Source organism: Brevundimonas diminuta (assembly GCF_050310045.1).
Classification (GTDB): domain Bacteria; phylum Pseudomonadota; class Alphaproteobacteria; order Caulobacterales; family Caulobacteraceae; genus Brevundimonas; species Brevundimonas diminuta_F.
This window is the reverse complement of record NZ_CP190005.1, coordinates 2,089,472-2,114,518: the sequence shown is the minus strand read 5'-3', so window position 1 is coordinate 2,114,518 and position 25,047 is coordinate 2,089,472. Positions and strand designations below refer to the sequence as shown.

The 25,047-nt window shown below is 66.7% G+C and carries 22 protein-coding genes; 20 read left to right on the top strand and 2 right to left on the bottom strand.

The annotated features are described in order from the left end of the window. The first annotated feature begins 74 nt into the window (after positions 1 to 74). The 9 genes from murC (at position 75) to cckA (ending at position 10,563) form a co-directional block, all read left to right on the top strand. Complete coding sequence (gene murC / locus ACORJG_RS10250; protein ID WP_427788931.1) at positions 75 to 1,520, top strand: UDP-N-acetylmuramate--L-alanine ligase; 1,446 nt, start codon at positions 75 to 77, stop codon at positions 1,518 to 1,520. A 151-nt stretch (positions 1,521 to 1,671) separates the two neighbouring features. Continuing rightward, positions 1,672 to 2,580: a UDP-N-acetylmuramate dehydrogenase gene (gene murB, locus ACORJG_RS10245; protein WP_427788930.1), complete on the top strand. Its 909-nt coding sequence runs from the start codon at positions 1,672 to 1,674 to the stop codon at positions 2,578 to 2,580. A 244-nt stretch (positions 2,581 to 2,824) separates the two neighbouring features. After that, positions 2,825 to 3,763, top strand: a complete 939-nt coding sequence (locus tag ACORJG_RS10240) for a D-alanine--D-alanine ligase (protein ID WP_427788929.1) — start codon at positions 2,825 to 2,827, stop codon at positions 3,761 to 3,763. Further along, positions 3,751 to 4,581, top strand: a complete 831-nt coding sequence (locus ACORJG_RS10235; protein WP_427788928.1) for a cell division protein FtsQ/DivIB — start codon at positions 3,751 to 3,753, stop codon at positions 4,579 to 4,581. The genes ACORJG_RS10240 and ACORJG_RS10235 overlap by 13 nt, the downstream gene beginning before the upstream one ends. Positions 4,582 to 4,608: 27 nt before the next feature. Then, on the top strand, positions 4,609 to 5,934 hold the full coding sequence (gene ftsA / locus ACORJG_RS10230; RefSeq protein WP_427788927.1) for a cell division protein FtsA: 1,326 nt from the start codon (positions 4,609 to 4,611) through the stop codon (positions 5,932 to 5,934). A 124-nt stretch (positions 5,935 to 6,058) separates the two neighbouring features. Then, complete coding sequence (gene fliQ, locus ACORJG_RS10225) at positions 6,059 to 6,322, top strand: flagellar biosynthesis protein FliQ (RefSeq protein WP_291778108.1); 264 nt, start codon at positions 6,059 to 6,061, stop codon at positions 6,320 to 6,322. A 21-nt stretch (positions 6,323 to 6,343) separates the two neighbouring features. Continuing rightward, positions 6,344 to 7,114 carry a flagellar biosynthetic protein FliR gene (fliR, locus tag ACORJG_RS10220; protein WP_427788926.1) on the top strand — a complete coding sequence of 257 codons (771 nt, stop codon included), beginning with the start codon at positions 6,344 to 6,346 and terminating at the stop codon, positions 7,112 to 7,114. Beyond that, complete coding sequence (gene flhB, locus ACORJG_RS10215) at positions 7,107 to 8,183, top strand: flagellar biosynthesis protein FlhB (RefSeq protein ID WP_427788925.1); 1,077 nt, start codon at positions 7,107 to 7,109, stop codon at positions 8,181 to 8,183. The genes fliR and flhB overlap by 8 nt, the downstream gene beginning before the upstream one ends. A 286-nt stretch (positions 8,184 to 8,469) precedes the next feature. Further along, entirely contained in the window at positions 8,470 to 10,563 is a 2,094-nt protein-coding gene (cckA, locus tag ACORJG_RS10210; RefSeq protein ID WP_427793013.1) for a cell cycle histidine kinase CckA, read from the top strand. Between the two features lie 181 nt (positions 10,564 to 10,744). On the opposite strand, the gene ACORJG_RS10205 is transcribed toward cckA, so the two are convergent. After that, positions 10,745 to 10,897: a hypothetical protein gene (locus ACORJG_RS10205; protein ID WP_427788924.1), complete on the bottom strand. Its 153-nt coding sequence runs from the start codon at positions 10,895 to 10,897 to the stop codon at positions 10,745 to 10,747. Between the two features lie 200 nt (positions 10,898 to 11,097). Between ACORJG_RS10205 and ACORJG_RS10200 the strand changes: the two genes are divergently transcribed. The 10 genes from ACORJG_RS10200 (at position 11,098) to ACORJG_RS10155 (ending at position 21,694) form a co-directional block, all read left to right on the top strand. Next, positions 11,098 to 11,712 (top strand): superoxide dismutase, encoded by a 615-nt coding sequence (locus ACORJG_RS10200; RefSeq protein ID WP_346531137.1) that lies wholly within the window; start codon positions 11,098 to 11,100, stop codon positions 11,710 to 11,712. 66 nt (positions 11,713 to 11,778) lie between these two features. Then, complete coding sequence (locus ACORJG_RS10195; RefSeq protein ID WP_427788923.1) at positions 11,779 to 12,744, top strand: MBL fold metallo-hydrolase; 966 nt, start codon at positions 11,779 to 11,781, stop codon at positions 12,742 to 12,744. A 182-nt stretch (positions 12,745 to 12,926) separates the two neighbouring features. Next, positions 12,927 to 13,544, top strand: a complete 618-nt coding sequence (gene rpsD / locus ACORJG_RS10190) for a 30S ribosomal protein S4 (RefSeq protein ID WP_427788922.1) — start codon at positions 12,927 to 12,929, stop codon at positions 13,542 to 13,544. Positions 13,545 to 13,744: 200 nt separating this feature from the next. Continuing rightward, positions 13,745 to 14,104 (top strand): hypothetical protein, encoded by a 360-nt coding sequence (locus tag ACORJG_RS10185; protein WP_427788921.1) that lies wholly within the window; start codon positions 13,745 to 13,747, stop codon positions 14,102 to 14,104. 1,002 nt (positions 14,105 to 15,106) lie between these two features. Beyond that, positions 15,107 to 16,804, top strand: a complete 1,698-nt coding sequence (locus ACORJG_RS10180) for a sodium:solute symporter family protein (RefSeq protein ID WP_427788920.1) — start codon at positions 15,107 to 15,109, stop codon at positions 16,802 to 16,804. Positions 16,805 to 16,820: 16 nt separating this feature from the next. Continuing rightward, positions 16,821 to 16,952: a putative transporter small subunit gene (locus tag ACORJG_RS10175; protein ID WP_346533025.1), complete on the top strand. Its 132-nt coding sequence runs from the start codon at positions 16,821 to 16,823 to the stop codon at positions 16,950 to 16,952. A 105-nt stretch (positions 16,953 to 17,057) separates the two neighbouring features. Further along, positions 17,058 to 18,761: an alkaline phosphatase family protein gene (locus ACORJG_RS10170; protein ID WP_427788919.1), complete on the top strand. Its 1,704-nt coding sequence runs from the start codon at positions 17,058 to 17,060 to the stop codon at positions 18,759 to 18,761. Between the two features lie 167 nt (positions 18,762 to 18,928). Continuing rightward, positions 18,929 to 20,395 (top strand): pyruvate kinase, encoded by a 1,467-nt coding sequence (gene pyk / locus ACORJG_RS10165; RefSeq protein ID WP_427788918.1) that lies wholly within the window; start codon positions 18,929 to 18,931, stop codon positions 20,393 to 20,395. A gap of 9 nt (positions 20,396 to 20,404) precedes the next feature. Beyond that, complete coding sequence (locus tag ACORJG_RS10160) at positions 20,405 to 21,445, top strand: DNA adenine methylase (protein WP_427788917.1); 1,041 nt, start codon at positions 20,405 to 20,407, stop codon at positions 21,443 to 21,445. A gap of 108 nt (positions 21,446 to 21,553) precedes the next feature. Beyond that, a complete protein-coding gene (locus ACORJG_RS10155) occupies positions 21,554 to 21,694 on the top strand; it encodes a hypothetical protein (protein WP_427788916.1) in 141 nt (46 codons plus the stop codon). Positions 21,695 to 21,712: 18 nt separating this feature from the next. Here ACORJG_RS10155 and ACORJG_RS10150 read toward each other — a convergent pair whose 3' ends face one another. After that, positions 21,713 to 22,363 (bottom strand): ribonuclease HII, encoded by a 651-nt coding sequence (locus ACORJG_RS10150; RefSeq protein WP_427788915.1) that lies wholly within the window; start codon positions 22,361 to 22,363, stop codon positions 21,713 to 21,715. Between the two features lie 380 nt (positions 22,364 to 22,743). Between ACORJG_RS10150 and ACORJG_RS10145 the strand changes: the two genes are divergently transcribed. Then, entirely contained in the window at positions 22,744 to 25,032 is a 2,289-nt protein-coding gene (locus ACORJG_RS10145) for a CRISPR-associated endonuclease Cas3'' (RefSeq protein WP_427788914.1), read from the top strand. Positions 25,033 to 25,047 lie beyond the last annotated feature (15 nt).

Here is a 25,047-nt window from a genome sequence, read left to right as displayed (position 1 = left end):
CTCTTTTCCGTGAAATGACGCTGGAATCGTTCCCCTGTCTTCGCAGTGCGCTCCGGTGAGGCTATGAGGCCGGGATGATCCGTCGTCTTCGCCCCGTTCCGTTCGCCCTCGGGCCTGTCCACTTCGTCGGCATCGGCGGCATCGGCATGAGCGGCATCGCCGAGATCATGCTGAAGATCGGCTATCAGGTGCAGGGTTCGGACGCCAAGGTCAGCGCCAATACCGAGCGGCTCGAAAAGCTGGGCGCCCGCATCTACATCGGCCATGACGCCGCCCATGTGACCGAGGGCGTCTCGGCCGTGGTCTATTCCACGGCGGTCAAGGCGGCGAACCCCGAACTGGTCGTGGCGCGCGAGCGACGCATTCCCCTGGTCCGCCGGGCGGAGATGCTGGCCGAGCTGATGCGCCTGCAGTTCTCGATCGGCGTCGGCGGCACCCACGGCAAGACGACGACGACGTCGATGGTTGCGGCCCTGCTGGACGCCGGGTCGCTGGATCCGACGGTGGTCAACGGCGGCATCATCAACGCCTATGGCACCAACGCCAAGGTCGGCGGCGGCGACTGGATGGTGGTCGAGGCGGACGAGAGCGACGGCTCCTTCCTGCGCCTGAAATGCACGGTGGCGATCATCACCAACATCGACCCGGAGCACCTGGACCACTACGGCGACTTCGACGCGGTGAAGAAGGCCTTCTGCGACTTCATCAAGGACATTCCCTTCTACGGCTTCGGCGTGGTCTGTCTGGATCACCCCGAGGTGCAGAAGCTGGCGGCCCAGATCGATAACCGCCGTCTGGTCACCTATGGCCTCAACCCCCAGGCCATGGTCCGCGCCGACAATGTGCGGATGGACCCGGACGGCTCGCGCTTCGACGTGGTGATCCAGGGGCAGGGCCTGGATGCTCTGGAAGAGCCTGCGCGCATCGAGAACCTGCATCTGCCGATGGCGGGCTGGCACAACGTCTCCAACGCCCTGGCCGCCATCGCCGTGGCGCGCGAGATCGGCGTGGACGATGACGCCATCCGCGCCGGTTTGGCCGGGTTCGGCGGGGTCAAGCGCCGCTTCACCACCACGGGCGTGGCCCACGGGGTGCGGGTCATCGACGACTATGGCCACCACCCGGTCGAGATCGCCGCCGTGCTGAAGGCCGCCCGTCAGGTGGTCCACAACGCCGACAATCCCGGCCGCGTCATCGCCGTGGTCCAGCCGCACCGCTACACCCGGCTGCGTGATCTGATGCAGGACTTCTCGACCTGTTTCTCGGACGCGGACAGCGTTCTGGTCGCCGATGTCTATCCGGCGGGGGAACAGCCGATCGAGGGCGTCGACAAGCACGCCCTGGTCGAGGGCGTCCGCCGCTACGGCCACCGCCACGTCGCGGCGCTGGAGAACGCCGCCGCCCTGCCGCGCGTCATCCGCGAAGAGGCGAAGCCGGGCGATCTGGTCGTCCTGCTGGGTGCGGGCGACATCACCAGCTGGGCCTACGCCCTGCCGGCGCAGCTGGAGGCGCTGGGCTGAATCTCATGCTCCCGCTCATCCCGGCGGACGCTGGGATCCAGTGAGAGCTTCACGACGAAGCCTTGCCGCCCTACATCGGATTGAACGTCAAACGGCTGGATGCAGCCAAAGCACTGGGTCCCGGCGTCCGCCGGGATGAGCGGATTACTGGATGGCCTGGACTGACAATCTCCCCGCCGTGCGCGGCAAGCTGCTGCTGAACGAGCCGCTGGGGCCCTATACTTGGTTCCGCGTGGGCGGGGCGGCGGACGCCCTGTTCATTCCGGCGGACGTCGACGATCTGGCCGACTTCCTCAAGGCCCTGCCCGAGGACGTGCCGGTGACGGTGATCGGCGTCGGCTCCAACCTGATCGTGCGCGACGGCGGGGTCGAGGGGGTGGTGATCCGTCTGGCGGGCCGCGTCTGGGGCCAGGTCACGACCGACGGCGTCACTGTCACGGCGGGCGCAGGCGCGCTGGACAGCATGGTGGCGCGCGCCTCGGCCAAGGCGGGCATCGCCGGGCTGGAGTTCTATGCGGGCATTCCCGGCTCGATCGGCGGCGCTCTGACGATGAACGCGGGTTGCTACGGTTCTGAGACCAAGGACGTGCTGGTGTCCGCCTGGGGCCTGAACCGCAGGGGCGAGCGGGTCGAACTGGCCCTGGCCGATTTCGGCTATACCTATCGCCACTCCAGCGCCCCGGCCGACATCATCTGGATCGAGGCGACCTGGCGCGGCACGCCTGACGCGCCCGAGGCCGTCGCCGCCCGCATCAGCGAGATCACCGAGCGTCGCGAGAAGACCCAGCCGATCCGTGAGAAGACCGGCGGCTCGACCTTCAAGAACCCGGACGGCCATTCCTCTTGGAAGCTGGTCGATGATGCGGGCTGGCGCGGCAAGCTGCACGCCGTTACCGGCGGCGGCGCCAAGTTCAGCGAGCTCCACTCCAACTTCATGATCAACCCCGGCGAGGCCACGGCTGCCGACATCGAGGGCCTGGGCGAAGCCGTCCGCGCCGATGTGCTGGAAAAGACAGGCGTGCAGCTGAACTGGGAGATCCGCCGGATCGGGCGCCCCTAACCCTTCTCCCCTTGAGGGAGAAGGTGGCCCGTCAGGGCCGGATGAGGGGTGTCGACGCGACGTTCCCCGCTCGCCCGCCGCTCGCCTGTATCCTCGCACCCCTCATCCGTCTTGCTCCGCAAGCCACCTTCTCCCTCAAGGGGAGAAGGAAGATGGTGACGAATTTCCTTCCACGCCCCCTTATCGTTTCCAACCGGTTAACCGTATTCGGGGCATAGGGACGGGCTAGCCTTCGGATGTGGTCATGCGTGCGCCCCTGAACACCCTCCATGTCGCTGTCCTGATGGGCGGCCTATCTTCGGAACGTGAGGTCTCGCTGTCCTCTGGACGCGGCTGCGCGGACGCGCTTGAGGGGCAGGCGGCCAAGGTCACGCGCGTCGACGCCGGACGTGATCTGGCCCAGGTGCTGACGGCGCTGAAGCCCGATGTCGTCTTCAACGCCCTGCATGGCAAATGGGGCGAGGACGGCTGCGTTCAGGGCGTCCTTGAAACGCTGAAGATTCCCTACACCCACTCCGGCGTCCTGGCGTCGGCCCTGGCGATGGACAAGGATAAGTCAAAGGCCGTTCTGCGCGCGGCGGGCGTCATCGTCCCCAGCGGCGGCCTGTTCGACCGACACGAAGTCGCCAGCCGCCACGTCATCGACCCGCCCTATGTGGTCAAGCCGAACGCCGAAGGCTCCTCTGTCGGCGTCTTCCTGGTGCGCGAGGGCGCCAACCGCCCGGTCGCCGAGGTCGGCGCCGACGACTGGACCTATGGCGATCAGGTCATGGTCGAGCCCTTCATCCCGGGCAAGGAACTGGCGGTCAGCGTGATCGGCGAGGCGACCGGCCCGCGCGCCCTGACCATCACCGACATCACCCCGACCAAGGGTTTCTACGACTACGAGGCCAAATACGCGCCCGGTGGATCGCGCCACGTCCTGCCCGCCGAACTGCCCTCGCACGTTTTTGACAAGGCTTTAAGTCAGTCAGAACTGGCCCACGCGGCCATGGGGTGCCGAGGCGTCTCCCGCGCGGACTTCCGTTATGACGATGTTAACGACGTTCTCGTTCTGTTGGAGGTGAACACCCAGCCCGGCATGACCCCGACCTCGCTCGTCCCCGAGCAGGCGGCCTTTGTCGGTATGGATTATCGCGACCTGGTTCGCTGGATGGTGGAGGACGCCTCATGCCCGCGGTAGTGCGCGGCGGTCGGCGACAGTCTTCGGGCAAGCGCGGCGCTCCGTCCGGCCGCGCGGCCGAGATCGGCCGTCTGGACATGTCGCCGCGCGTCGTGGCGGCGACCCTGGTGGTCGGCGTCGGCATACTGGCGGCCGTGCTGGCCACCGGCGCGCGGGCCGAGCGCATCTCTAACGCTGTCACCGAACGCTTTGACGCCGTGACGACCGGCATGGGTCTGAAGGTGCGTCAGGTCCACGTTACCGGCGCCTCGCCCGAGGCCGCCGCCGCCGTGCGCGCCGCTGTCGGCGTCCATGCCGACCAGCCCATCGTCAGCCTCGATCTGGCCGCCGTGCGCGACCGGGTGCAGTCGGTCGGCTGGGTCAAGGAGGCGCGCGTGGTGCGCCTGCTGCCCGACACCCTGATCGTGGACGTCAAGGAACACGACCGTCTCGCCGTCTGGCAGGTGGGCGGCAAGGCCCACGTCATCGACGCGCAGGGGCTGGTCATTTCCGGCGCCGACGCGGGCAGATACCCCCGGCTGCCGCTGGTGGTCGGCAAGGGCGCCGATCAGGCCGCCTCTGACGTCCTGCCCCTGCTGGCCCAGCGCCCGCGCCTGATGGCCAAGATCGACGCCCTTGTCCGCGTGGACGAGCGCCGCTGGGACCTGCGCCTCAAGGACGGCGCCTTGATCCAGCTGCCTGCCGTGGATCAGGAATCCGCCCTTATCCGCCTCGACGCCCTGGACCAGCGCGAACGCCTGCTGGACCTGGGCTTCGCCCGCATCGACCTTCGCACGCCGGAAGAAGTGGCTGTTCGCCCTTCCGAAGGCGCTGTTTGACTTTCTGACCCTTAAGGACACGACCCCATGGTTGGACGCAGCCGAGACATCAAGCCGGAACAGGGCAGGGGCGCGCCGCGCGCGCCGGTCGTGGCCGCGCTCGATCTCGGCCAGGCCAAGGTCGCCTGCTTCATCATGAAGCCCGACGGCGTGCGCCACGCCGACCGCACCATCCGCGTGGCCGGCGCCGGCCACGTCCAGTCGCGCGGCGTCAAGGGCGGGGCCATCGTCAACATGGACGAGACGGCCCAGGCCATCGGCCACGCCGTCGAACGCGCCGAGCGCGCGGCGGGCGCTCCTGTCTCCGGCGTCGTCGTCACCACGGCCATCGGCCAGATGGCCAGTCACCGGGTGCAGGCGCGCGTCTCGCTCGGCTCACACCCCATCAGCGACTCTGACCTGGCCCGCGCCATCGGCATGGCCCTGGCCCAGATCCGCCTGCCCAACCGACGCCCGATCCACGTCCTGCCGATTGCATGGTCGGTCGACGGCGCGCGCGGCGTCCACGATCCGCGCTCGATGCGCGGCGGCTCGCTGGGGCTGGACCTGCTGGTCGTCTCCATGTCCGAAGGGTCGTTCAACGCCCTCAGCCACTGCCTTGAACTGGCCCATCTGGACCTTCAGGGCGTCGCCGCTGCGCCCGTCGTCTCCTCCCTCGCCGCGCTGGAAGAGGATGAGATGGAGCTGGGCGCCCTGTGCATCGACATGGGCGGCGGCTCGACCTCGGCGGCGGTCTGGGGCGGTCGCTCCCTGCTGCACATCGAAAGCCTGAACGTCGGCGGCGACCATGTGACCGCCGACATCGCGCGCGGCCTGTCGACCTCGCGCGTCGGCGCCGAGCGGCTGAAGACCCTGCACGGCTCAGCCATGGCCAGCGCCAACGAAGACCGCGAAATGCTGGAGGCCCCGCCGCGCGGCGAAGACGCCTCAGCCGGTCCTGTCATCGTCCCGCGCGCCATGCTCAAGACCGTCATCGCCCCGCGCGTGGAAGAGACGCTGGAACTGCTGCGCGACCGCCTGAAACACGCCGGCATGGGCCTCGAACCCGGCGCAGGCCTTGTCCTGACCGGCGGCGCCAGCCAGTTGAACGGTGTGCGTGAACTGGCCGTGCGCGTCTTCGACCGCCCGGTGCGCCTGGGCCGCCCGCAACGCGCCCCCCACCTGGCCGACGCCGCCGCCGGCCCGGCCTTCTGCTCCGCCGCCGGCGTCCTGCTCCGCGCCGCCTATGGCCCGCGCGAGGCGGTCTCCGCCCGCAAACTGATGTCCCGCCAGATCACCGCCGCCGACGCCCCCAAGGTCCACCGCGGCGGCATGGTGGCCAGGGCTGCGGGCTGGCTGCGGGATAATTTGTAAGAATTTCAGTGTGTCAGATGCAAGGCCTGCATCAGATATCATCGTCCTAACGTCTCATTAACCATCCTGTCGGCATTTTCTGCCCAGTGTCCCGCATCTGTTTTCGGGGGGTCGGAGAGCGGCGATGAACGGCGCGGAAGTTCTGGATGTGGGGCGCGACGCCCTGTGGTTGACGATCCAGCTGTGCCTGCCGGCCCTGATCGTGGCGCTGGTGGTCGGGGTGGCCATCGGCCTGTTTCAGGCCCTGACGCAGATTCAGGAACAGACCCTGGTCTATGCGCCCAAGATCGTCGCCGTCTTTGTATCGCTGCTGTTGTTCCTGCCGCTGATGGGCGCGCTGCTGGGCGGCTTCATGCGTGAGATCGCCGCCCGTATCGCGGGCATGTAGGGCGGGAAAACGGGGCAGGGGATGGAGCCTTACGCCACGGCGGAACAGGTCTGGGCCGGGGGGCTGATCTTCGCGCGCGTCGGGGCGATCCTGATGCTGTTGCCCGGCTTCGGCGAATCCTATGTGCCGCCAAGGGTGCGTCTGTCGCTGGCGCTGGTGCTGTCGCTGGCGTTGTGGCCGATCGTGGGAAGCAGCCTGCCCGCCCTTCCGGCGACCTTGGGCGCCACCGTCGGCTGGGTGATCCGCGAGGTGCTGACCGGGCTGGCCATCGGCGCCATTCTGCGCAGCTTCATGACCGCCATGACCACGGCGGGCGAGATCGTCTCCATGCAGACGACGCTGGGCTTTTCCCAGACCGCCAACCCGATGCAGGCCCAACCGGGCACGACGCTGTCGGCCTTTCTGATGCTGCTGGGGGTGACGCTGGTGTTCGCGACCAACACCCATCACCTGTTCATCGGCGGCATGGTCGGGTCGTATGAGGCCATCGCCCCGGCCAGGCCGCTGATCGTGTCGGACTTCACGACCATGGCGGTGAAGACCCTGAGCCAGAGCTTCATGCTGGGGGTGCAGTTGGCGGCGCCGGTGCTGGTGTTCGCCCTGATCTTCAACCTGGCTTCGGGGCTGGTGGCGCGGGTCATGCCCAGCTTCCAGGTCTATTTCGCCGCCGCGCCGCTCAGCGTCATTCTGGGCCTGTCGGTCTTCACCCTGAGCCTGGGCGTGCTGGGGACGGTCTTCATCGACCGCTACCGTTCGGTGGCGGCCTTCTTCACGGGAGGCGCCGTTGGCTGACGGTCCCGATCCCGAGTCGAAAACAGAAGACGCCACCCCGCGAAAACTTGAGGATGCGCGCAAGAAGGGCGATGTCGCCAAGTCGCCGGACGTGGCGGCGGCGCTGTCTCTGGCCGGGGCGGCGGGAGTGCTGCTGGCGGGCGGCGGCTGGTTCTCGACCCGGATCGCCGAGGGGCTGACGCCTTTTCTGGCCCAGCCGCACGCCATGATCGGCGGGTTGCAGGCGGGGGCGGGCGTCGAGATCGGCATGCAGGCGGTCTGGGCCGCGGCGCCGTTTCTGGCGGCCCTGATGTTCGCAGTCGTTCTGGGCGGGGTCGGGGGAAATCTGGCTCAGTCGGGCCTCATCTTCACCACCGAGAAGATCAAGCCGAAATGGTCCAAGGTGAACCCGCTGGAGGGCTTCAAACGCATCTTCGGTCCGGACGGCGTGGCGCAGTTCCTGAAGACCTTCATCAAGCTGGTCGCCATCGGCTGCGTCTGTTTCTGGGTGTTGAAGCCGCACGCGCGCGAGCTTGAGAATCTGGCCGCCATGAGCCCGGCCTCCATCCTGCCGTTTGCGCGCGATCTGGCGCTGGCCCTGATGATGTCGGCGCTGGTCTTTCTGGGGCTGACGGCGGGGGGCGACTATCTGTGGCAGCGGATGCGCTTCGCCAAGCGGATGCGGATGACCAAGGAAGAGCTGAAGGAAGACTTCAAACAGTCCGAAGGCGACCCGCACGTAAAGGCCAAGCTGCGCCAGATCCGTATGCAGCGCGGCCGCCAGCGGATGATGCAGGCGGTGCCGGACGCCACGGTCATCATCACCAACCCGACCCACTATTCGGTCGCCCTGCGCTATGAGCCGGATCAGGGCGACGGCGCGCCGGTCTGCGTGGCCAAGGGCGTCGATGCGCTGGCCCTGCGCATCCGCGAGGTGGCGAAGGAACACGACGTGCCCATCGTCGAGAATGTGCCGCTGGCCCGCGCCCTCTATGCGGCGGTCGAGGTGGACGACATCATCCCGCGCGAACATTTCGAGGCGGCCGCCAAGGTCATCGGCTTCGTCATGCAGCAGAGGAAGCGGCGGTGAGGAAAGCCAGGCGCAGCACCTCTCCCTCCCCATCCCGGGGAGGGTGGTCGACGCGAAGCGGCGACCGGGTGGGGAGGGCCGGGCGATCCTGGCCTCGGCGCCTGAACAGCCTTGCCGCCCCCACCCGGCTTCGGCCTGACGGCCTCAGCCACCCTCCCCGGGACGGGGAGGGAGAGGCGTCGCGTCACCTGCGCGTTAGGGCGCATGAAAGAGCTTCGGTATGCTGACGAACCCTGATTCGTGCGGGCGAGATTCCATGACCATTCCCCGACCGCCCGGGCGCCCGATGCAGCGTCTGACGCAAGACCGGCCGCCGCCGCCGCAAAAGGCCCCCGCCGCCCGCCGTCCGCGTTTCGACCCGTGGCTGGTCGTGATGGCGGTCGGTTTTGCTCTGGCGATCGCGGCCATCGCCTATCCGGCGTTTCGCGCCAGCGCCTTCACGGCGCCGGGGCTGATCCTGATCTTTGCGGCCGGGGGAACGGCGCTGATCTGGCTGGCGGCGTTCGGTCGGTCAGAGCGGCGTCCGCCTTCAGGCGACACGGCGGTCGAGATGCTGGACGCCATGGCCGAGCCCGCCGCACTGGTTCAGCCGTCGGGGCAGGTGCTGGCCTATAACGCCGCCTGGGCCGAGGAAAACGGAACCGTCACCTCGCTTCCCCGTGCGGGAAAGGGCGGCGGCAAGTCGGCTCAGGCGCTTTACATGGCCTTCGCCCAGGCGCGCGGCGGCCATCAGGGCCGCGCCATCGTCCAGATCGGCGCGCGTGAGATCGAGGTGCTGATCGGTCAGGCGGGGCAGGGGCGTTTCCTGGTCCGCGCCGCGCCGGACGCCGTTCTGCCGCTGGCCCCGACCGCGCCCGCTGCGCCCCAGCCCGCTGCTCCGACGGGCGAGGCGCGCGCCATGGCCGCGGGCGCGCCCTTCGGCTCGGCCGTCATCAGCGGCGAGGACCTGTTCGCGGGCCGGGTCGAGGAGCCGAATGCGGCGCTGGCCCTGCTGACCGGCCCTGCGGCCTCGGGCGATGCGGCCTTCGGCCATCTGTTCGATCCGGCGGGCGTGGATGAGGCCCGCGCCAAGCTGGAGGCCGGATCGTCCGGCCCGATCGAGCTGATCGCCCGCGCCCACCCGGACCGCCAGCTGCACCTCTATGTCGCGCCCGAAGGCGATCGGCGCCGCGTCTGGCTGTTCGACGTGGCGGCGCAGAAGTCGATGGAGCTGCAACTGTCGCAGGCCCAGAAGATGCAGGCCGTGGGCCAGCTGGCGGGGGGGGTGGCGCACGACTTCAACAACCTGCTGACGGCGATCCAGCTGCAACTGAGCGGCCTGTTGGAGCGCCATCCGGTCGGCGACCCCTCCTATGAGGGGCTGAACGAGATTCGCCAGACGGCCATCCGCGCCGCCGATCTGGTGCGGAAGCTCTTGGCCTTCTCGCGCAAGTCGACGGTGCGGCGCGAACGGCTGGATCTGGGCGAACTGGTGGGCGAGTTCGCCGTGCTGCTGCGTCGTCTGCTGCGCGAGGACGTGCGGCTGGAGACCGACTACGGCCGCGACCTGCCTCTGGTGCTGGCCGACAAGAGCCAGCTGGAGACGGCGGTGATGAACCTGGCCGTTAACGCCCGCGACGCCATGCGCGGCGTGGTCGAGCCGGGCGCGGGCGTCGTCACCATCAAGACCCGCCGCCTGACGGGGGCTGAAGCGCGCGACATGGGCTGGCATGAGGCGACGGACGAGGTCGCCCTGATCGAGGTGTCGGACACCGGACCCGGCGTGCCGACGGCCCTGCTGGACAAGATTTTCGAGCCCTTCTTCACCACCAAGGCGGTGAACGAGGGGACGGGCATGGGTCTGGCCACCGTCTACGGCATCGCCCAGCAGGCGGGCGGTCATATCGCTGTGGCCAATCTGGAAAACGCGGGCGCCGCCTTCCGCATCTTCCTGCCCGCCGCCTCGGCCGAGGAACTGGTCGAGGCCCCCGTGGTTGAAAAGGTGGTCAAGGCGCCGCGCGATCTGTCGGGCGCGGGCCGCATCCTGTTCGTAGAGGACGAGGCGGCCGTGCGCGGCATCGCCGCCCGACTGTTGCGCCAGCGCGGCTATGAGGTGATCGAGGCCGCCGACGGCGAGGAGGCCCTGATCCTGGCCGAGGAATGGGCAGGCCAGATCGACATGCTGATCTCGGACGTCATCATGCCGGGGCTGGACGGGCCGTCCCTGCTCAGGAAGGCGCGGCCCTTCCTGGGCGATGCGCCGGTCATGTTCATCTCGGGCTATGCCGAAAGCGACTTCTCGGACCTGTTGCAGGATGAGGTCGGGGTGTCCTTCCTACCCAAGCCGCTGGATATCAAGACGCTGGCCGAACGGGTGAAACAGGAACTGCACGCGGGCTAGGCTTCACGCCTCTCCCTCCCCGTCCCGGGGAGGGTGGTCGCGTAGCGACCGGGTGGGGAGGGCTTGGTGATGGGCCCTCGGCGCTTGGAATAGCCTTGCCGCCCCCACCCGGCTTCGGCCTGACGGCCTCAGCCACCCTCCCCGGGACGGGGAGGGAGAGGTGTGGCGCCTGTGTCTGATTTCAGATGCGGAAATCCACGTGACCGTCGTTCCAGCGCCGCTCGCGGGCGGCGTCATGCAGGGCGTCGGCGAGTTCAAGCATATGGCGACGCTCCAACCGGGGAACGATCTCCAGCAGGCGAAGGCGCAGAACCTCGACCTCGGCGTCGGTCATCCGCGGCGGTCGGCTTCGTTCAGGCATCACGACCTCCCCGCCGTTCAGGCCAAGCAAAAGCAACGGATGGACGTCGTTTCGGTTCCGATTCACCGGAAAACGGCAAAAACTGAACAAAGGCGTCTTTCAAGGCTTGGGTATGGCGCGCGCGGCCCTAGATAGGGTCCAGAGGAATCAAACGCCGTAACAAGGAGTCTCCCATGGCCTTCACCCTGCCCCCGCTGCCCTACGCCTATGACGCGCTGGAGCCGGCCATCGACAAGGAGACGATGACCTTCCACCACGACAAGCACCATCAGACCTATGTCGACAACCTGAACAAGTTCGTCGACGCCACGCCCGCCGCGCAGGGCAAGTCGATGGAAGAGCTGTTCGCCGAAATGTCGAAGCTGCCCAAGTCGATCCGCAACAACGGCGGCGGCGTGTGGAACCACAGCCTGTTCTGGGAACTGCTGGCCCCGGTCGGCACGGGCGGCGAGCCCTCGGCTGAACTGGCCGCCAAGATCGACGCCGAACTGGGCGGCATGGACAAGTTCAAGGCCGACTTCGACGCCGCCGGCGCCGGTCAGTTCGGCTCGGGCTGGGCCTGGCTGATCCTGCAGGGCGGCAAGCTGAAGGTCGTCTCGACCCCGAACCAGGACAACCCGCTGATGGACGACGCGCCTGAGAAGGGCGCTGTCCTGCTGGCCGCCGACGTGTGGGAACACGCCTATTACCTCAAGTACCAGAACCGCCGGGTCGACTACCTCAAGGCCTTCTGGACCGTGGTGAACTGGAACAAGGTCAACGAACTGTACGAAGCCGCCAAGGGCTGATGCAGCAGACGCCCCGTCGGAAACGGCGGGGCGTTTTTTCTTTCCGGGCCGCGCCCGCAGGAGACGATGATGACTCCCTATCTGAAACTGGCTGCCTCGGGGCTGGTCCTCAGCCTTCTGATCGGCGCGGGCGCCTGCCAGCAGCAGCCCCAGCAGCAGCCCAAGGCAGGCGAGCAGGGGCAGGCGGCGACCGCCGCCGCCGCGACCTCGCCGGACGTGTATCCCTTCACCGTCGGCGATCTGAAGCTGGCGGCCCTGCGCGACGGCGAGATCGTCGTGCCGGTGGCGCAGAGCCCGTGGGTCGAGGCCGGGGCCAAGGCCGAGGACATCGTCTCCCTGCTGACGACGGCCGGGGCGCCGACGGATGCGGTCCACCTGCCGGTTCAGCCGCTGCTGGTGCGCGACGGTGATCGGGTGGTGCTGATCGACGCAGGCGCGGGCGGACAGATGGGCACGCAGAACCTGCTGGTCGCCTCGCTGCGCGCCGCCGGGGTAGAGCCGGATCAGGTGACGGATATCCTGATCTCCCACGCCCACGGGGACCATGTGGGCGGTCTGGTGAACGCCAGCGGCGCCCTGACCTTCCCCAAGGCGGTCATTCGCATGAGCGCGCCCGAGTGGGACGCCGCCAAGGGCGCCAAGGGCGATGAGGCCGCGCTGGTTCAGGCCATCACGCCGCGCGTCGAGGTCTTCCAGCCGGGCGCACAGGTCTCGCCCTCGATCCGCGCCGTGCCGCTGAAGGGGCATACGCCGGGCCATTCAGGCTATGAGATCGCCTCGGGCCAGCAGCGCCTGCTGTATCTGGGCGACGCCCTGCACAGTTCGGTCATCTCTGTTCCGCGGCCGGATCTGGCCCTGGTCTGGGACAATGACCGCGCGGCAGGCGCCGCGACGCGCCGGACCCTGCTGGATCAGGGCGCGCAGGGCGGGCTGCGTTACTATGGCGTCCACTTCCCCTTCCCGGGACTGGGCAAGATTGAGCGTCGCGGCGAGGGTTACGTCTGGACGCCGGAGGCGCCGCCCGCAGGCTGAAACGCCCGCCCGGCCTGAGGCTGTCGGCTTGACTCTGGAGGGGCGCGGCCGCATAAGCGCGCCCTTCTCGCACCGGGTTCGTCCCGAGGCGCGATGTCCATTACGGACGATGCGTGGACCGCCGTTGAGATCGCCGCTCCAATCGGGGAGCAGCCGGGCCGCATCATGATGAAGAGCGACACATGTCAAAGCGCCATAGCGCCAAGTACAAACTCGACCGGGCCATGGGTGAAAACCTGTGGGGTCGTGCCAAGTCCCCCGTCAACAAGCGCTCCTACGGCCCCGGCCAGCATGGTCAGCGCCGCAAGTCCAAGGTCTCTGACTTTGGTCTGCAGCTGAAGGCCAAGCAGAAGCTGAAGGGCTACTACGGCAACATCACCGAGAAGCAATTCGCGGCGACCTATGCCGAAGCCGCCCGCCGCAAGGGCAACACCTCGGAAAACCTGATCGGTCTGCTGGAATCGCGCCTGGACGCCATCGTCTACCGCGCCAAGTTCGTGCCGACCGTCTGGGCCGCCCGTCAGTTCGTCTCGCACGGCCACGTCACCGTCAACGGCAAGAAGGTCGACATCGCCTCTTACCGCGTGAAGGTCGGCGACGTCGTCGAGGTCAAGGAAAAGTCGCGCAATATGGCCCTGGTGCTGGAAGCCCAGCAATCGGGCGAGCGTGATCTGCCTGACTATCTGGAACTGGGCGATCGTGGTTTCTCGGTCCGTTACGGCCGAGTGCCGGAACTGTCCGACGTGCCCTATCCGGTGAAGATGGAGCCGAACCTGGTCGTCGAATACTACTCTTCGTAAGAGCGACGATCCCGCCCGATCCGTCGGGACGCGGTTCAGGACAAGAGGAGGCCCCGGTTCGCCGGGGCCTCCTTTTTCTTTGCAGGCTTGCAAACCTGCGGTTGTTCCCTTTTTGGCGAAACCGGGCCACAATGCGTCAATTGTCAGGCTGAAAGCGCGGGAGGCCAGAGATAAAACGTCAGATCGCCCTCTGCGCTGTGATGGTCTTCGTCGCCCTGTCCGGCTGCGCCCGCGCGCCGGGCGCTCTGGTGCGGACCGAGGGGATGCCCGGTCAGCTGGAGCCGATCCACGCCGCCGCCTTCACCCGCGATCTGGCCGTCTTCCGGGTCAGTTCCAACGGCTGCACCGACAAGGCGGATGTGAAACCCTTCATCACCCGTCTGAAGGATTCCGCCGTCATCACCCTGCGCCGTCTGGGCGAGGACCGCTGCGCGCGCCCGGTCAAGGGCGGGGTGCAGATGGAGTGGACCTTCCAGGAACTGGGCCTGCCGCCGGGCGTGACCGTGGTGGTCAACAACCCCTATCTGATGGACGCGGAGAATACCGCAGTCGGCCATTAGCTGTGCGGTTCCACCCTTTGGGGATGTGATCCTTCAGCAAGAATGGCATGAAGCCGTATGGGCTCATGCGGCAGGGGAGCGCTACGGCGCACACGCGCTTTCCATGCGCTGAAGGCCGCGATTGCAAGCTCGGTGCGCGGCGCTGGACCGCGAGTTTGAGATCTGCATCAACACCGTAACGATGCGGCCTGGGCGAACCAGGGTCGAGGATATGAAGACCGGGCCGAAGGCGCCGTCCCGATGTTCTGACTGCAGGGGGCAAATTCTGTCTGCTTGCGGGCATGTATCGCGCCCGCACGTTCAGCGTCGCCGAACGGGTTGATATGATCTTTGACGTCCGTGGTATAAACATGGCCTGACAAGGCTGAACCATCTCTGCGCCAGCGGCTTAAGCCTGTTCTCATGCCTGAATCGCGAGGCGCGGTTGCCGCTATCCAGAGATGTCGGTGCGCTTGAGCATTTTAATCCTTCAGGGAATGGCTGGGTCAGCGCCGATGCAGGCGATTTGTCGTTCTGGAGTACGGTTTAACGGGCGCTGAAGACGGCTCCTGCGCGATGTGGCAGGTAGAGGTGATGAAAGCATTTTTTGATTTTGTATATTCAAACGAGATGAATGAGCAATTCTTGCCCCTTTAGGGTGGTTGTGATTGAGAAAATATTCAGGTCATTTTATTTTTCGCTAATTTGAAGTTTTTGGTGCGGGTTTGAACCTTTCAAGAGTGGGTAGATTGGGCCCGGTTTCCGTCAAGTATGTCGTGGTGCACAAAAACTTTATCTCAGCCTTGCCATTGATGTATTAGGCTGCGTCTTTGTGGCTTGAGGGTTAAGCCGCGCTGGCGCGTTCGACGCGCCGTTCATTGCGCCGGGCGTTTCTGTCGGGCGCGAATGCAACCGTGACATCCCGTCGGCCTGCGCCAGTGGCGCGGCGACGTCTTTGCGGCTGCGCGGATGGCGAGCCGGGGGCTCGCCTGATGGCAAGAAGAGACAGGAGCGCAGGCGCGCGTGGACGACGTACAACTTCAACAACTGGGCGGGCCGCTGACGGTCGGCCTGCTGGTGCTGTTTTTCGGCCTGACCATGCTGATCTCGTTGCGGATCAGCCGACGCAAGGAAAACGCCGACGCCTATATGACTGCCGGGAACGGCATCGGTCTGGGCGTCTCGGCGGCCTCTATGACGGCGACGTGGATCTGGGCGGCGTCGATGTATGCGTCCGCCACCTCGGGCTATGTCTACGGCATATCGGGGCCGATCCATTATGGGCTGTGGGGGGCGCTGATGATCCTGTTCATCTACCCCTATGGCCGACGCATCCGCGCCGTGGCGCCGCGCGCCCATACGCTGGCCGAGGTCATGTACGCCCGGCACGGTCGTTCCAGCCAGTTGATGCTGGCAGGGTCCAACATCCTGGGCAGCGTCATCAGCCTGACGTCCAACTTCATCGCCGGGGGCGCCCTGATCGCCATGCTGTCGCCGTTCAGCTTCAGCCAGGGCATCGTCGTCATCGCGGGCGGGGTGTTGCTGTATACGCTGTGGTCGGGGTTCCGGGCCTCGGTGCTGACCGACTTCATTCAGGTGTGCGCCATGCTGGGCGCCGTGGTCGTGGTCATTCCGGCGATCTTCTTCGCCATGGGCGGCCCGGCGGTCTTCGTCGAGGGCGCATCCAATCTGACGCCGCAGCAGACCAGCTTCTTCTCGTCCGACGCCTTCCTGAAGCAGGGGGCGCCCTATATCGCCGCCGTCCTGGCCTACGCCATCGGCAACCAGACGATCGCCCAGCGCCTGTTCGCCGTGCGTGAGGACCTGATCAAGCCGACCTTCATCACGGCCACCGTCGGTTATGGCGCGACCATCATCGGCATCGGCATGCTGGGCGTTGTGGCCCTGTACGCCGGGATCAATCCGATGGAAGGCGACCTCAACAATCTGATCCCGCAACTGGCCGGAACCTATTTCGGGCCGGTGCTGTTGAGCGTCTTCTTCATCATGATCATCGGCTCGCTGGCCTCGACGGCGGACTCCGACCTGTCGGCCCTGTCGTCGATCATGATGGCCGACATCTATGGCCGGGCGCGCGGCAAGAAGGCCGATCCGCGCCTGATGCTGACCATCGGGCGGGCCACCATGGTCATCGCCACCGGAGCCGCCCTGTATTTCGCGGGCGCGCGGATGAACATCCTCGACCTGCTGGTGCTGGTCGGCGCCATCTGGGGCGCGCTGGTCTTCCCCGTCATCGCCAGCTTCTATTGGGAGAAGGTGACCAACAAGGCCTTCACCGTCTCGGTGCTGGCAGCCCTGGCGATCTTCTTCCCGGTCAGGTTCGGCTGGATCCCGATGGACGGAGCGGTCGGCTATGTCTTCGATGTCGTCGCCGTGGTCGGGGTGGGCGTGGTCGCGGGCCTGATGACATTCGGCTTTTTCGGCGCAAGGACGGCGCGGATCGTCGGGGTGCTGGCGGCGCTGGCCGTCGCGCCCTTCGGCATCGGCTTCCTGCATGACTACGCCGTGCTCAGCGGTTCGTTGATCGCCTATGCCGTCAGCACCGTGGTCTGCACCGCCATGTCCCTGTCCAATCAGGACGGCTTCGACTTCTCGCGCATCGCCCGAATGACCGGCGACTTCGATGTCGAGGAGGACGCGGCGCCCGCGCCCGCCCGGACCGCCACGCGCGCCGACCAACCCCTTCCCCAATCCCGATAATCAAGGAGAGATCGCCATGACCGCCTTCTGGCTGACCGCCTATGTCCTGATGTGGCCCGTCATCGTGGCCGCAGTGCTGGCCTTCATCGCCCGCGCCTTCTTCCGCGAGTGGCTGGACGCGCACCGGCGCGGCGAGCCGATGATCTGACGGAAAAGGGGGCCGCCGCCGCCTTTTTTCGAGCGCTGCTGTCTTGGCCCCGTCATGAGGCCAGCGTAGGTGTTTCACGACTTTCTGCTTCGCTTGGTGTTCCTGATGATCCGCAGCCGTCTTCTCGCCTCCGCCCTCGGCCTTACGCTGGGCCTCGCCGCGATCACGACCGGAGCGCAGGCGGCTGAAGCGGCGGCTGCGCCCGCCCCGACCGCCCCAACCGCGTCGTCGGCCGACATGGCCGCGCCCGCCCTGATCGTGACCATCGTGGTGGATCAGCTCAGCGCCAATCTGTTCAACCAATACCGCAGCCAGTTCACCGGCGGGCTGAAGACCCTGGCCGATCAGGGCATGGTCTCGATCAACGGCTATCAGACCCACGGCGTGACCGTGACCTGCGCAGGCCACTCGACCGTGCTGACCGGCGCCCATCCGGCGCGCAGCGGCATTCCGGCCAACGACTGGGTCGACACCACGACGGGCAAGACCACCTATTGTCTGGCCGCCCCGCAGAACACGCTGGCGCACGGCAAGAACACCGACAACGGCCCGGTCGGTCCTGGCAATCTGGCGGTGTCCACGCTGGGCGACTGGCTGAAGTCGGTCAGCCCTGACAGCCGCGTCTACGGCGTCTCGGGCAAGGATCGCGGCGCCATCAACCTGGCCGGGCACAAGGCGGACGGCGCCTATTGGCTGACCGACGGTTTCGGCTTCACCACCTATGTCGAGCCGGGCCAGACGGCGCAGGCGCGCCTCGCGCCCGTGGCGGCGGTGAACGCGCGGATGATGGATCGCTTCAGCCGCTCCACGCCCAGCTGGACCTATACCAACGCCGCCTGCCGCCGTCTGGAAGGCCAGTGGACCATCGGCGGTCAGGTGTTCGATTCAAAGCTGCCGCCCGCGAACGACCGCTTCGACAACTCGCCGGTGCTGGATGAACTGACGCTGGAAGGCGCCATCGAACTGCTGGAGACGCAGCAGCTGGGCCGTCGCGGCGTCACCGACATGCTGGGCGTCAGCCTGTCGGCGACCGATCGCATCGGCCACGCCTTCGGCACGCAGGGGCCTGAGATGTGCGAGCAGATGCTGCGTTTGGACGCGGCGCTGGGCGCCTTCCTGGACCGTCTGTCGACCATTCCGGGCGGGGTTATCGTGGCGCTGACGGCCGACCACGGCGGCTCTGACTTCCCCGAGCGTTCGGCGCTTGAGGGCTATCCCGCCGCGGGCCGCGTGGACGCCGCCCTGCAACCGCGCGTCAACGCCGCGCTGAAGGCCCGCTTTGGGCTGGACGCCGATCCGGTCGTGTCCTCGGCGGGCGGTTTCGTCATCGTCGACAAGGACCGCAAGTCGCTGGCCGAGCCCCTGCGCTCACAGGTTCTGACCGCCGCGATAGAACTGCTGAACGCCGAGCCGCAGGTGGCGATGGCGGTGTCGCGCGACGAACTTCTGGCCGAGCCTCTGCCCGCCTCGGACAACCCGGAAGAGCTGACGGTGCGCGAGCGCCTGCGCCTGTCCGCCGTCGGCGGCCGCGCGCCGGACATCATGCGCGCCTGGCAGCCGGGCCTGACAGGTCAGGGCCGTGTTGGCGGCGCCATCTCCAGCCACGGCTCGCCCTGGGATTACGACCGCCGTGTGCCGATCATCTTCTGGTGGCCGGGCGCGCAAGGCCAGGAGCGTTTCCTGCCGATGCGCACCATCGACATCGCCCCGACGCTGGCCAATCTGATCGGCGTCCAGCCGGACGGTCCCATCGACGGCCGCTGCATGGACCTGCCCCAGTTCGCCAAGGGGCGCTGCCAGACGAAATAGGCGGGGCGAAATAGGCGGCGCGAGACAGGTCGCGCGGGCCGTCATAAACTCGTGTTTCGACGCGATGGGACGGTCTTACGTCGGATGCGTTTCCTTGGCACAACGGCTCGAGAAGCGCCTCTGAGGGGAGGCGCCGGGCCGTCAGAGCCGCAAGAGGAAACCCGTTCATGCAAAGAGCCCGCCGCGCGCGCATCGTCGCGACACTCGGACCCGCCAGCCGCGCGCCGGGAACGGTCAAGGCGCTGGCGCAGGCCGGGGTGGACGTCTTTCGCCTGAACTTCAGCCACGGTTCGCACGACGACCACGCCGCCGCACTCAAGGCTGTGCGCGGGGCCGAGATGGCGCTGAAGCGGCCGCTGGGCGTGCTGGCGGACCTGCAGGGGCCGAAGCTGAGGCTGGGCCGCTTCGCCGACGTCGAGATCGAGGTGAAGCCGGGCCACAAGATGCGCTTCGACCTGAACCCGGCGCTGGGCGACGCGACGCGGGTGCAGATGCCGCATCCCGAAATCTTCAAGGCGCTGCGGCCGGGAATGCTGTTGCTGCTGGACGACGGGCGGGTGCGGCTGCGCGTGGGCGAGCGCACCGACGCATGGTGCGACGTGACGGTCGAGAGCGGCTCGAAACTGTCGGACCGCAAGGGGGTGGCGGTGCCTGAGGCGGTCATCCCGGTGTCGGCGCTGACGCCCAAGGATCGCGAGGATCTGGCCTTTGCGCTTCGTCTCGGCGTCGATTGGGTGGCCCTCAGCTTCGTGCAGAAGGCCGAGGATATGGCCGAGCTGAAGCGCATCGTGAACGGTCAGGCCGCCTGTCTGGCCAAGATCGAGAAGCCGCAGGCCCTGAACGATCTTGAGAGCATCCTCGACTACTGCGACGGCGTCATGGTCGCGCGCGGCGATCTGGGCGTTGAGATGGAGCCGGAAGAGGTGCCTGTCGCCCAGAAGAAGATCCTGCGCGCCGCCCGGCAGCGCGGCGTGCCCGCCATCGTCGCCACCCAGATGCTGGAATCGATGACCAGCGCTCCGGCCCCGACCCGCGCCGAGGCGTCCGACGTGGCCAACGCCGTCTATGAGGGCGCCGACGCCCTGATGCTGTCGGCCGAGACAGCGGCGGGCGGCTATCCGCTGGAAGCCGTCACCATCATGAACCGCATCATGGAGCGGGTGGAGCGCGACCCCCTGTGGCCGGGTCTGATGGACGCCGACCACGCGGGCATGGACATTCACGACGTGGACGCTCTGGTCGCGGCGGCGAGGAAGGCGGCCGAGGCGTCGTCCACCGCCTGTATGGTGGTGTTCACGACGCTGGGCGGCACAGCGCGGCGGATGTCGCGCGAGCGGCCCCTGCAGCCGGTGCTGGCCCTGACGCCCAAGCCTGAGACGGCGCGGCGTCTGGCCTTGGTCTGGGGGCTGGAGCCGCGTCTGGGCGACCAGCCGACCTCGCTGGAAAGCCTGACCGACGATGCGGTCGAGGCGGCCATGCTCTATGGTCTGGCCGAGCCGGGCCAGCGCGTGCTGATCCTGGCCGGAACGCCCTTCGGGGCGCCGGGCGCGGCGAATCTGTTGCGTCTGGCCCATGCTCCGGCCCATGCTGAGGGCCGCAACAAAACCGGGGCGAAGCGCGCCCGCAGGACCTGACAGGACGGAATGATCAAATACATCGGCTCAAAGCGTGCGCTTCTGGGCCATGTCATGGGCGCGGTGCAGGCGGCGCGGCCGCAGGGCGGGACGGTCTGCGACCTGTTCTCCGGCACCGCACGCGTGGGCCATGCGCTGAAGCGCGCGGGCTATCGTGTCTGGTCCAATGATCACAACGCCTACGCCCATGCGCTGGCCACGGCCTATGTTCAGGCCGACCGCGAGGTCTGGGCCGAGCGGGCCGAGGCGGTGCTGGCCGAACTGCGCGCCCTGACGCCCGCGCCGGGCTGGTTCACCCAGACGTTCTGCGAGGAAGCCCGCTTCTTCCATCCCGACAACGGCGCCCGCATCGACGCCATGCGCGAACGCATCGAGGTCATGGGGCTGGAGCCTGAGCTGAAGGCGGTGGTGCTGGTGGCGCTGATGGAGGCGGCCGACCGGGTGGATTCCACGGCGGGCCTGCAGATGGCCTTCATGAAGCAGTGGGCGCCGCGCGCGCTGAAACCGCTGGAACTGCGCCTGCCGGACCTGCTGCCCGGCGTAGAGGCGGGGCCGTGCCTCGCCACGCGTGCAGACGCGGTTGAGATCGCCGCCGAGGTCGAGGCCGACCTCGTCTATCTGGACCCGCCCTATAACCAGCACTCCTACCTCGGCAACTATCACTGCTGGGAAAGTCTGGTGCTGTGGGACAAGCCGGAAACCTATGGTGTGGCGCGCAAGCGGGTGGATGTGAAGACCCGCAAGTCCGCCTTCAACAGCCGCCCCGGCATCGGCCCGGCCCTGCAGACCGTCATCGAGCGGCTGAAGGCGCCGAACCTGATCGTCAGCTTCAACGACGAAGGCTATCTGAGCCGCGAAGACCTGACGGCCATGCTGGCTGCGCGCGGCCATGTGCAGGTGGTCGAGATTCCGCACCCCCGCTATGTCGGCGCCCGCATCGGCATCCATAATCTGAAGGGGCAGAAGGTCGGTTCGGTCGGACGACTCAGGAACGTGGAATATCTTTTCGTGGTTACGGAACAGCCCGTGGAACTGCCGGTCGCCGCCTGACGGGAACGAAAATCATGCGTTCACCGTTTCAGCCGTATGCGTACGCTTTCCAGTGTCCCTGATCCCGCCGCCCGTTTCGGAGCCCGCGATCTTGCTTCCCGACAGGAAGTGCTGCGCTCTGTCCGCCCGACGCCACGCAGCGGCCGCAGTTCGGTCGGCAGAGGTCTTGATGGCTGGACCATCCTGCTGATCGGGGCGATCGTCGCCGGTCTTGTCGGAATGCTGGTCGGCGGCGCCCTGTCGGTCTGAACGCCTTTCGAGCTCAGATCAGGCGGCTTTCAACAACGCTTTTATCGGCGCCCAGCTGCGCCGGTGCGCGGGGCAGGGACCCAGCGTCTGCAACGCCTTCTGATGAATGGGGGCGTTATAGCCCTTGTGGCCCCCAAAGCCGTAACCCGGATAGACAGAGTCCATCTCGATCATCACCCGGTCCCGCGCCGTCTTGGCCAGGATCGAGGCCGCCGCAATCGACAGCGACCGGCTATCCCCCTTGACCACGGGCGTCACCGGGCAGGGCAGTTTGAAGCGATAATTGCCGTCCACCAGCGCATGAACGGGCGGATGGCCCAGCACCTCGACCGCGCGCCGCATGGCCAGGCCCGTGGCGTGCAGGATGTTCAGTTCGTCGATCTCCTCCACCGAGGCGAACCCGACGCCCCAGGCCAGAGCCTTCGCCTTAATGATCGGCTCCAGCACGGCCCGACGCTTTTCCGTCAGCGCCTTGGAGTCATCGATGCCCGGCGGCAGATCGTCCGGGTTCAGGATCACCGCCGCCGCCGACACCGGCCCGGCCCAAGGCCCGCGCCCCGCCTCATCCACCCCGCAGATCAGACCGTTCCAGGTCGCGCCCGCCTCAAGCTCCAGCATCAGGGTGGGGAAAGGGCGGTCAGGTTTGGTGGAGGTTTTGGACGCAGGCATTCGGAGGCAGTGCCACGAACCGGGCCTGGACAAAAGCTGTGTGTGGTTGCGCGGGGCTGACAAGAAAAGGATGCGTCTGAATGGACGTTTCATGAAGAGGACGGACTCAGGCCCTGTCCCTGTTTTTAGACCCATGACCCATTGATGAGAGGCGCGCGATCTGATTCAGGCTCCCGAGGAGTCTGAATATGAGTGACCTCCATCTGCCGACAGACAAGCAGAAGCCCTCGCCGCAACAGCGCTCTCCTGACTCTGAGGCCTGAGCCTTGAGGCGCACGCCACACTGAAAACTTGCAAAACCTTGATGTCTAGGGCGGTTATCAGCATCCGACCGGGGTTGCGCTGCGGCGGGCAGGCAAGGTCGGCTGTGGATATCGTCCGTGATTGATAGAGATTCCCAACGTTACGCCCACTCCCTGCAGGGGCGTCCCCGCTCAGAATGGGAGACGCTGGCTGAGCATCTGGAGGCGGTCGCCGTTCTGGCCGCTCTGCATGCTCAGGCGTTCGGCATGGCGGGCATCGGCAGGACGTTGGGTCTGCTGCACGACATCGGCAAGGTCGCGCAGGCGTATCTGACCTATATTTCTGCACCGCCGGAGGACGGTCGAAAGGGGCCGGACCATTCCACCGCCGGTGCGCGAGAGGCGCAAAAACTCTACGGCCCGACTATGGGGCGGATGCTCGCCTATGCGATCGCAGGCCACCATGCGGGTCTGGCAGATCCCGAGAGCCTGAATCGTCGACTGTCACCTGATGACTACGAAATCAGGGATTATGATGGATGGCGAAATCATACAGGTCCCCTTCCCTCAGCGTCCGATCTGGCGCCATCACGACAACTGGTTTTAAGTGATGAAAGCGGCTTCACGCCGTTTTTCCTGACGCGGATGCTGTTTTCCGCTCTGGTCGACGCTGATTTTCTGGCGACCGAAGCCTTTTATGCTCGCGCCAACAGGGAAGACGCAGGACGCGGCTCTCATCTGCCCCTAGATGTCCTGCGCGATCGACTGCGATCTTTCATGGCGCAAAAACAGGCTGTAGCGGTGAATACGCCGGTTAACGCCCTGCGCCGGAAAATTCTGGATCACGCAGTTTCAAAGGCCGAGCTTGAGCCAGGCCTGTTCACCCTGACTGTACCGACAGGCGGCGGAAAAACGTTGGCGTCGCTGTCATTCGCCCTGGAACACGCCGCCCGCCACGGCATGCGGCGGGTGGTCTATGTCATCCCCTACACCTCGATTATTGAGCAAACGGCCCAGGTTTTCCGAGACGCTCTCAAGACAGAGGATGACGTTCTGGAGCATCATGCGACGTTCGATTGGGAAGGTCGAGCGGAAGAGGGCGACGACGAGGGACGCGCAGGCCTTTCTAAACTTAAGAAGGCCGCCGAGAATTGGGATGTCCCCGTTGTTGTGACCACGGCGGTCCAGTTCTATGAGAGCCTGTTCGCCAGTCGCACGTCGCGGTGCCGTAAGCTGCATAATCTGGCCGGTGCGGTGATCGTGCTGGATGAGGCCCAGACGCTGCCGCCGCATCTGTTGCGTCCCTGTCTGGCCGCGCTCGACGAACTGGCGCGCAACTATGGGGCGAGCGTAGTGGTCTGCACCGCGACCCAGCCCGCATGGCGCAAACTGGATCAGGCCCTGCCGGACGGGCTGGGCCTGGATATCGGGGCTGAACGGGAGTTGGCGCCCGATCCCGACGATCTCTATCAGCGGCTTCGTCGCGTCACCGTCGAGGTGCAGGCGGAAACCTCGGACGAAAACATCGTCGGCCGTTTTACGGTGCAGCCGCAGATGCTATGCATCGTCAACACGCGCAGCCATGCCCGAAGCCTGTTTGAGGCGATCCGCCATCTGCCCGGCGCCGTTCATCTCAGCACGCTGATGTGCCCGCTTCATCGGCGACAGGTGCTGGAGAACGTCAAGGCGCGGCTTCGGGACGGGCGGCCTGTCCGGCTTGTGGCGACCTCCCTGATCGAAGCCGGAGTCGACGTCGACTTCCCTGAAGTCTGGCGCGTCGAGGCGGGGCTGGACAGCGTGGCGCAGGCGGCGGGGCGCTGTAATCGCGAAGGTCGGCTGGAGACGGGCCGGGTGGTGGTTTTCACGCCTGCGGACGCCAAGACGCCCCAGAGCCGGAAGATCTATCAGCAGGCTCTGCGCCATGTCTCTCGCGCCGGACATGATGATCTTCTGGGGCTGGCGGCCAATCGAGATTATTTCAATGAAGTCTATTTCCAGAAGGGCGTCGACGCCCTCGACGCGCTGGAGATCGACGGCGCGCCGGGCGTCATGCGCTCGGTTCGCGCGGGAGCTGGCAGGCTGAACTTCCGGTTCCGCTCCATCGCCGAGGCGTTCCGCTTGATCGACGATGTGATGGAGCCGGTGGTCGTACCGTTCGACGACAGAAGCAAGGCCATCCTCGCGGAGCTGAAGGCCGCCGATCGCCCGCTGGCGCGTCACCTGCGCGGGCTTCAGCCCTATATCGTCGCCATTCCGAAAAAAGCGCGCGATGAATGGCTCTCGCGCGGCGTGCTGAGGCCGCCTCACCCTGAAATGGGACAGGGCCTGCTGGCCTTCGACGACCTGGCTCACTACCGCGAGACGACGGGGGTGAATCTGGCCGATATCAGTCAGCGCGACCCGATGCTAAATATCCTGGATATCTAGGCCTCTTTCAAAGCT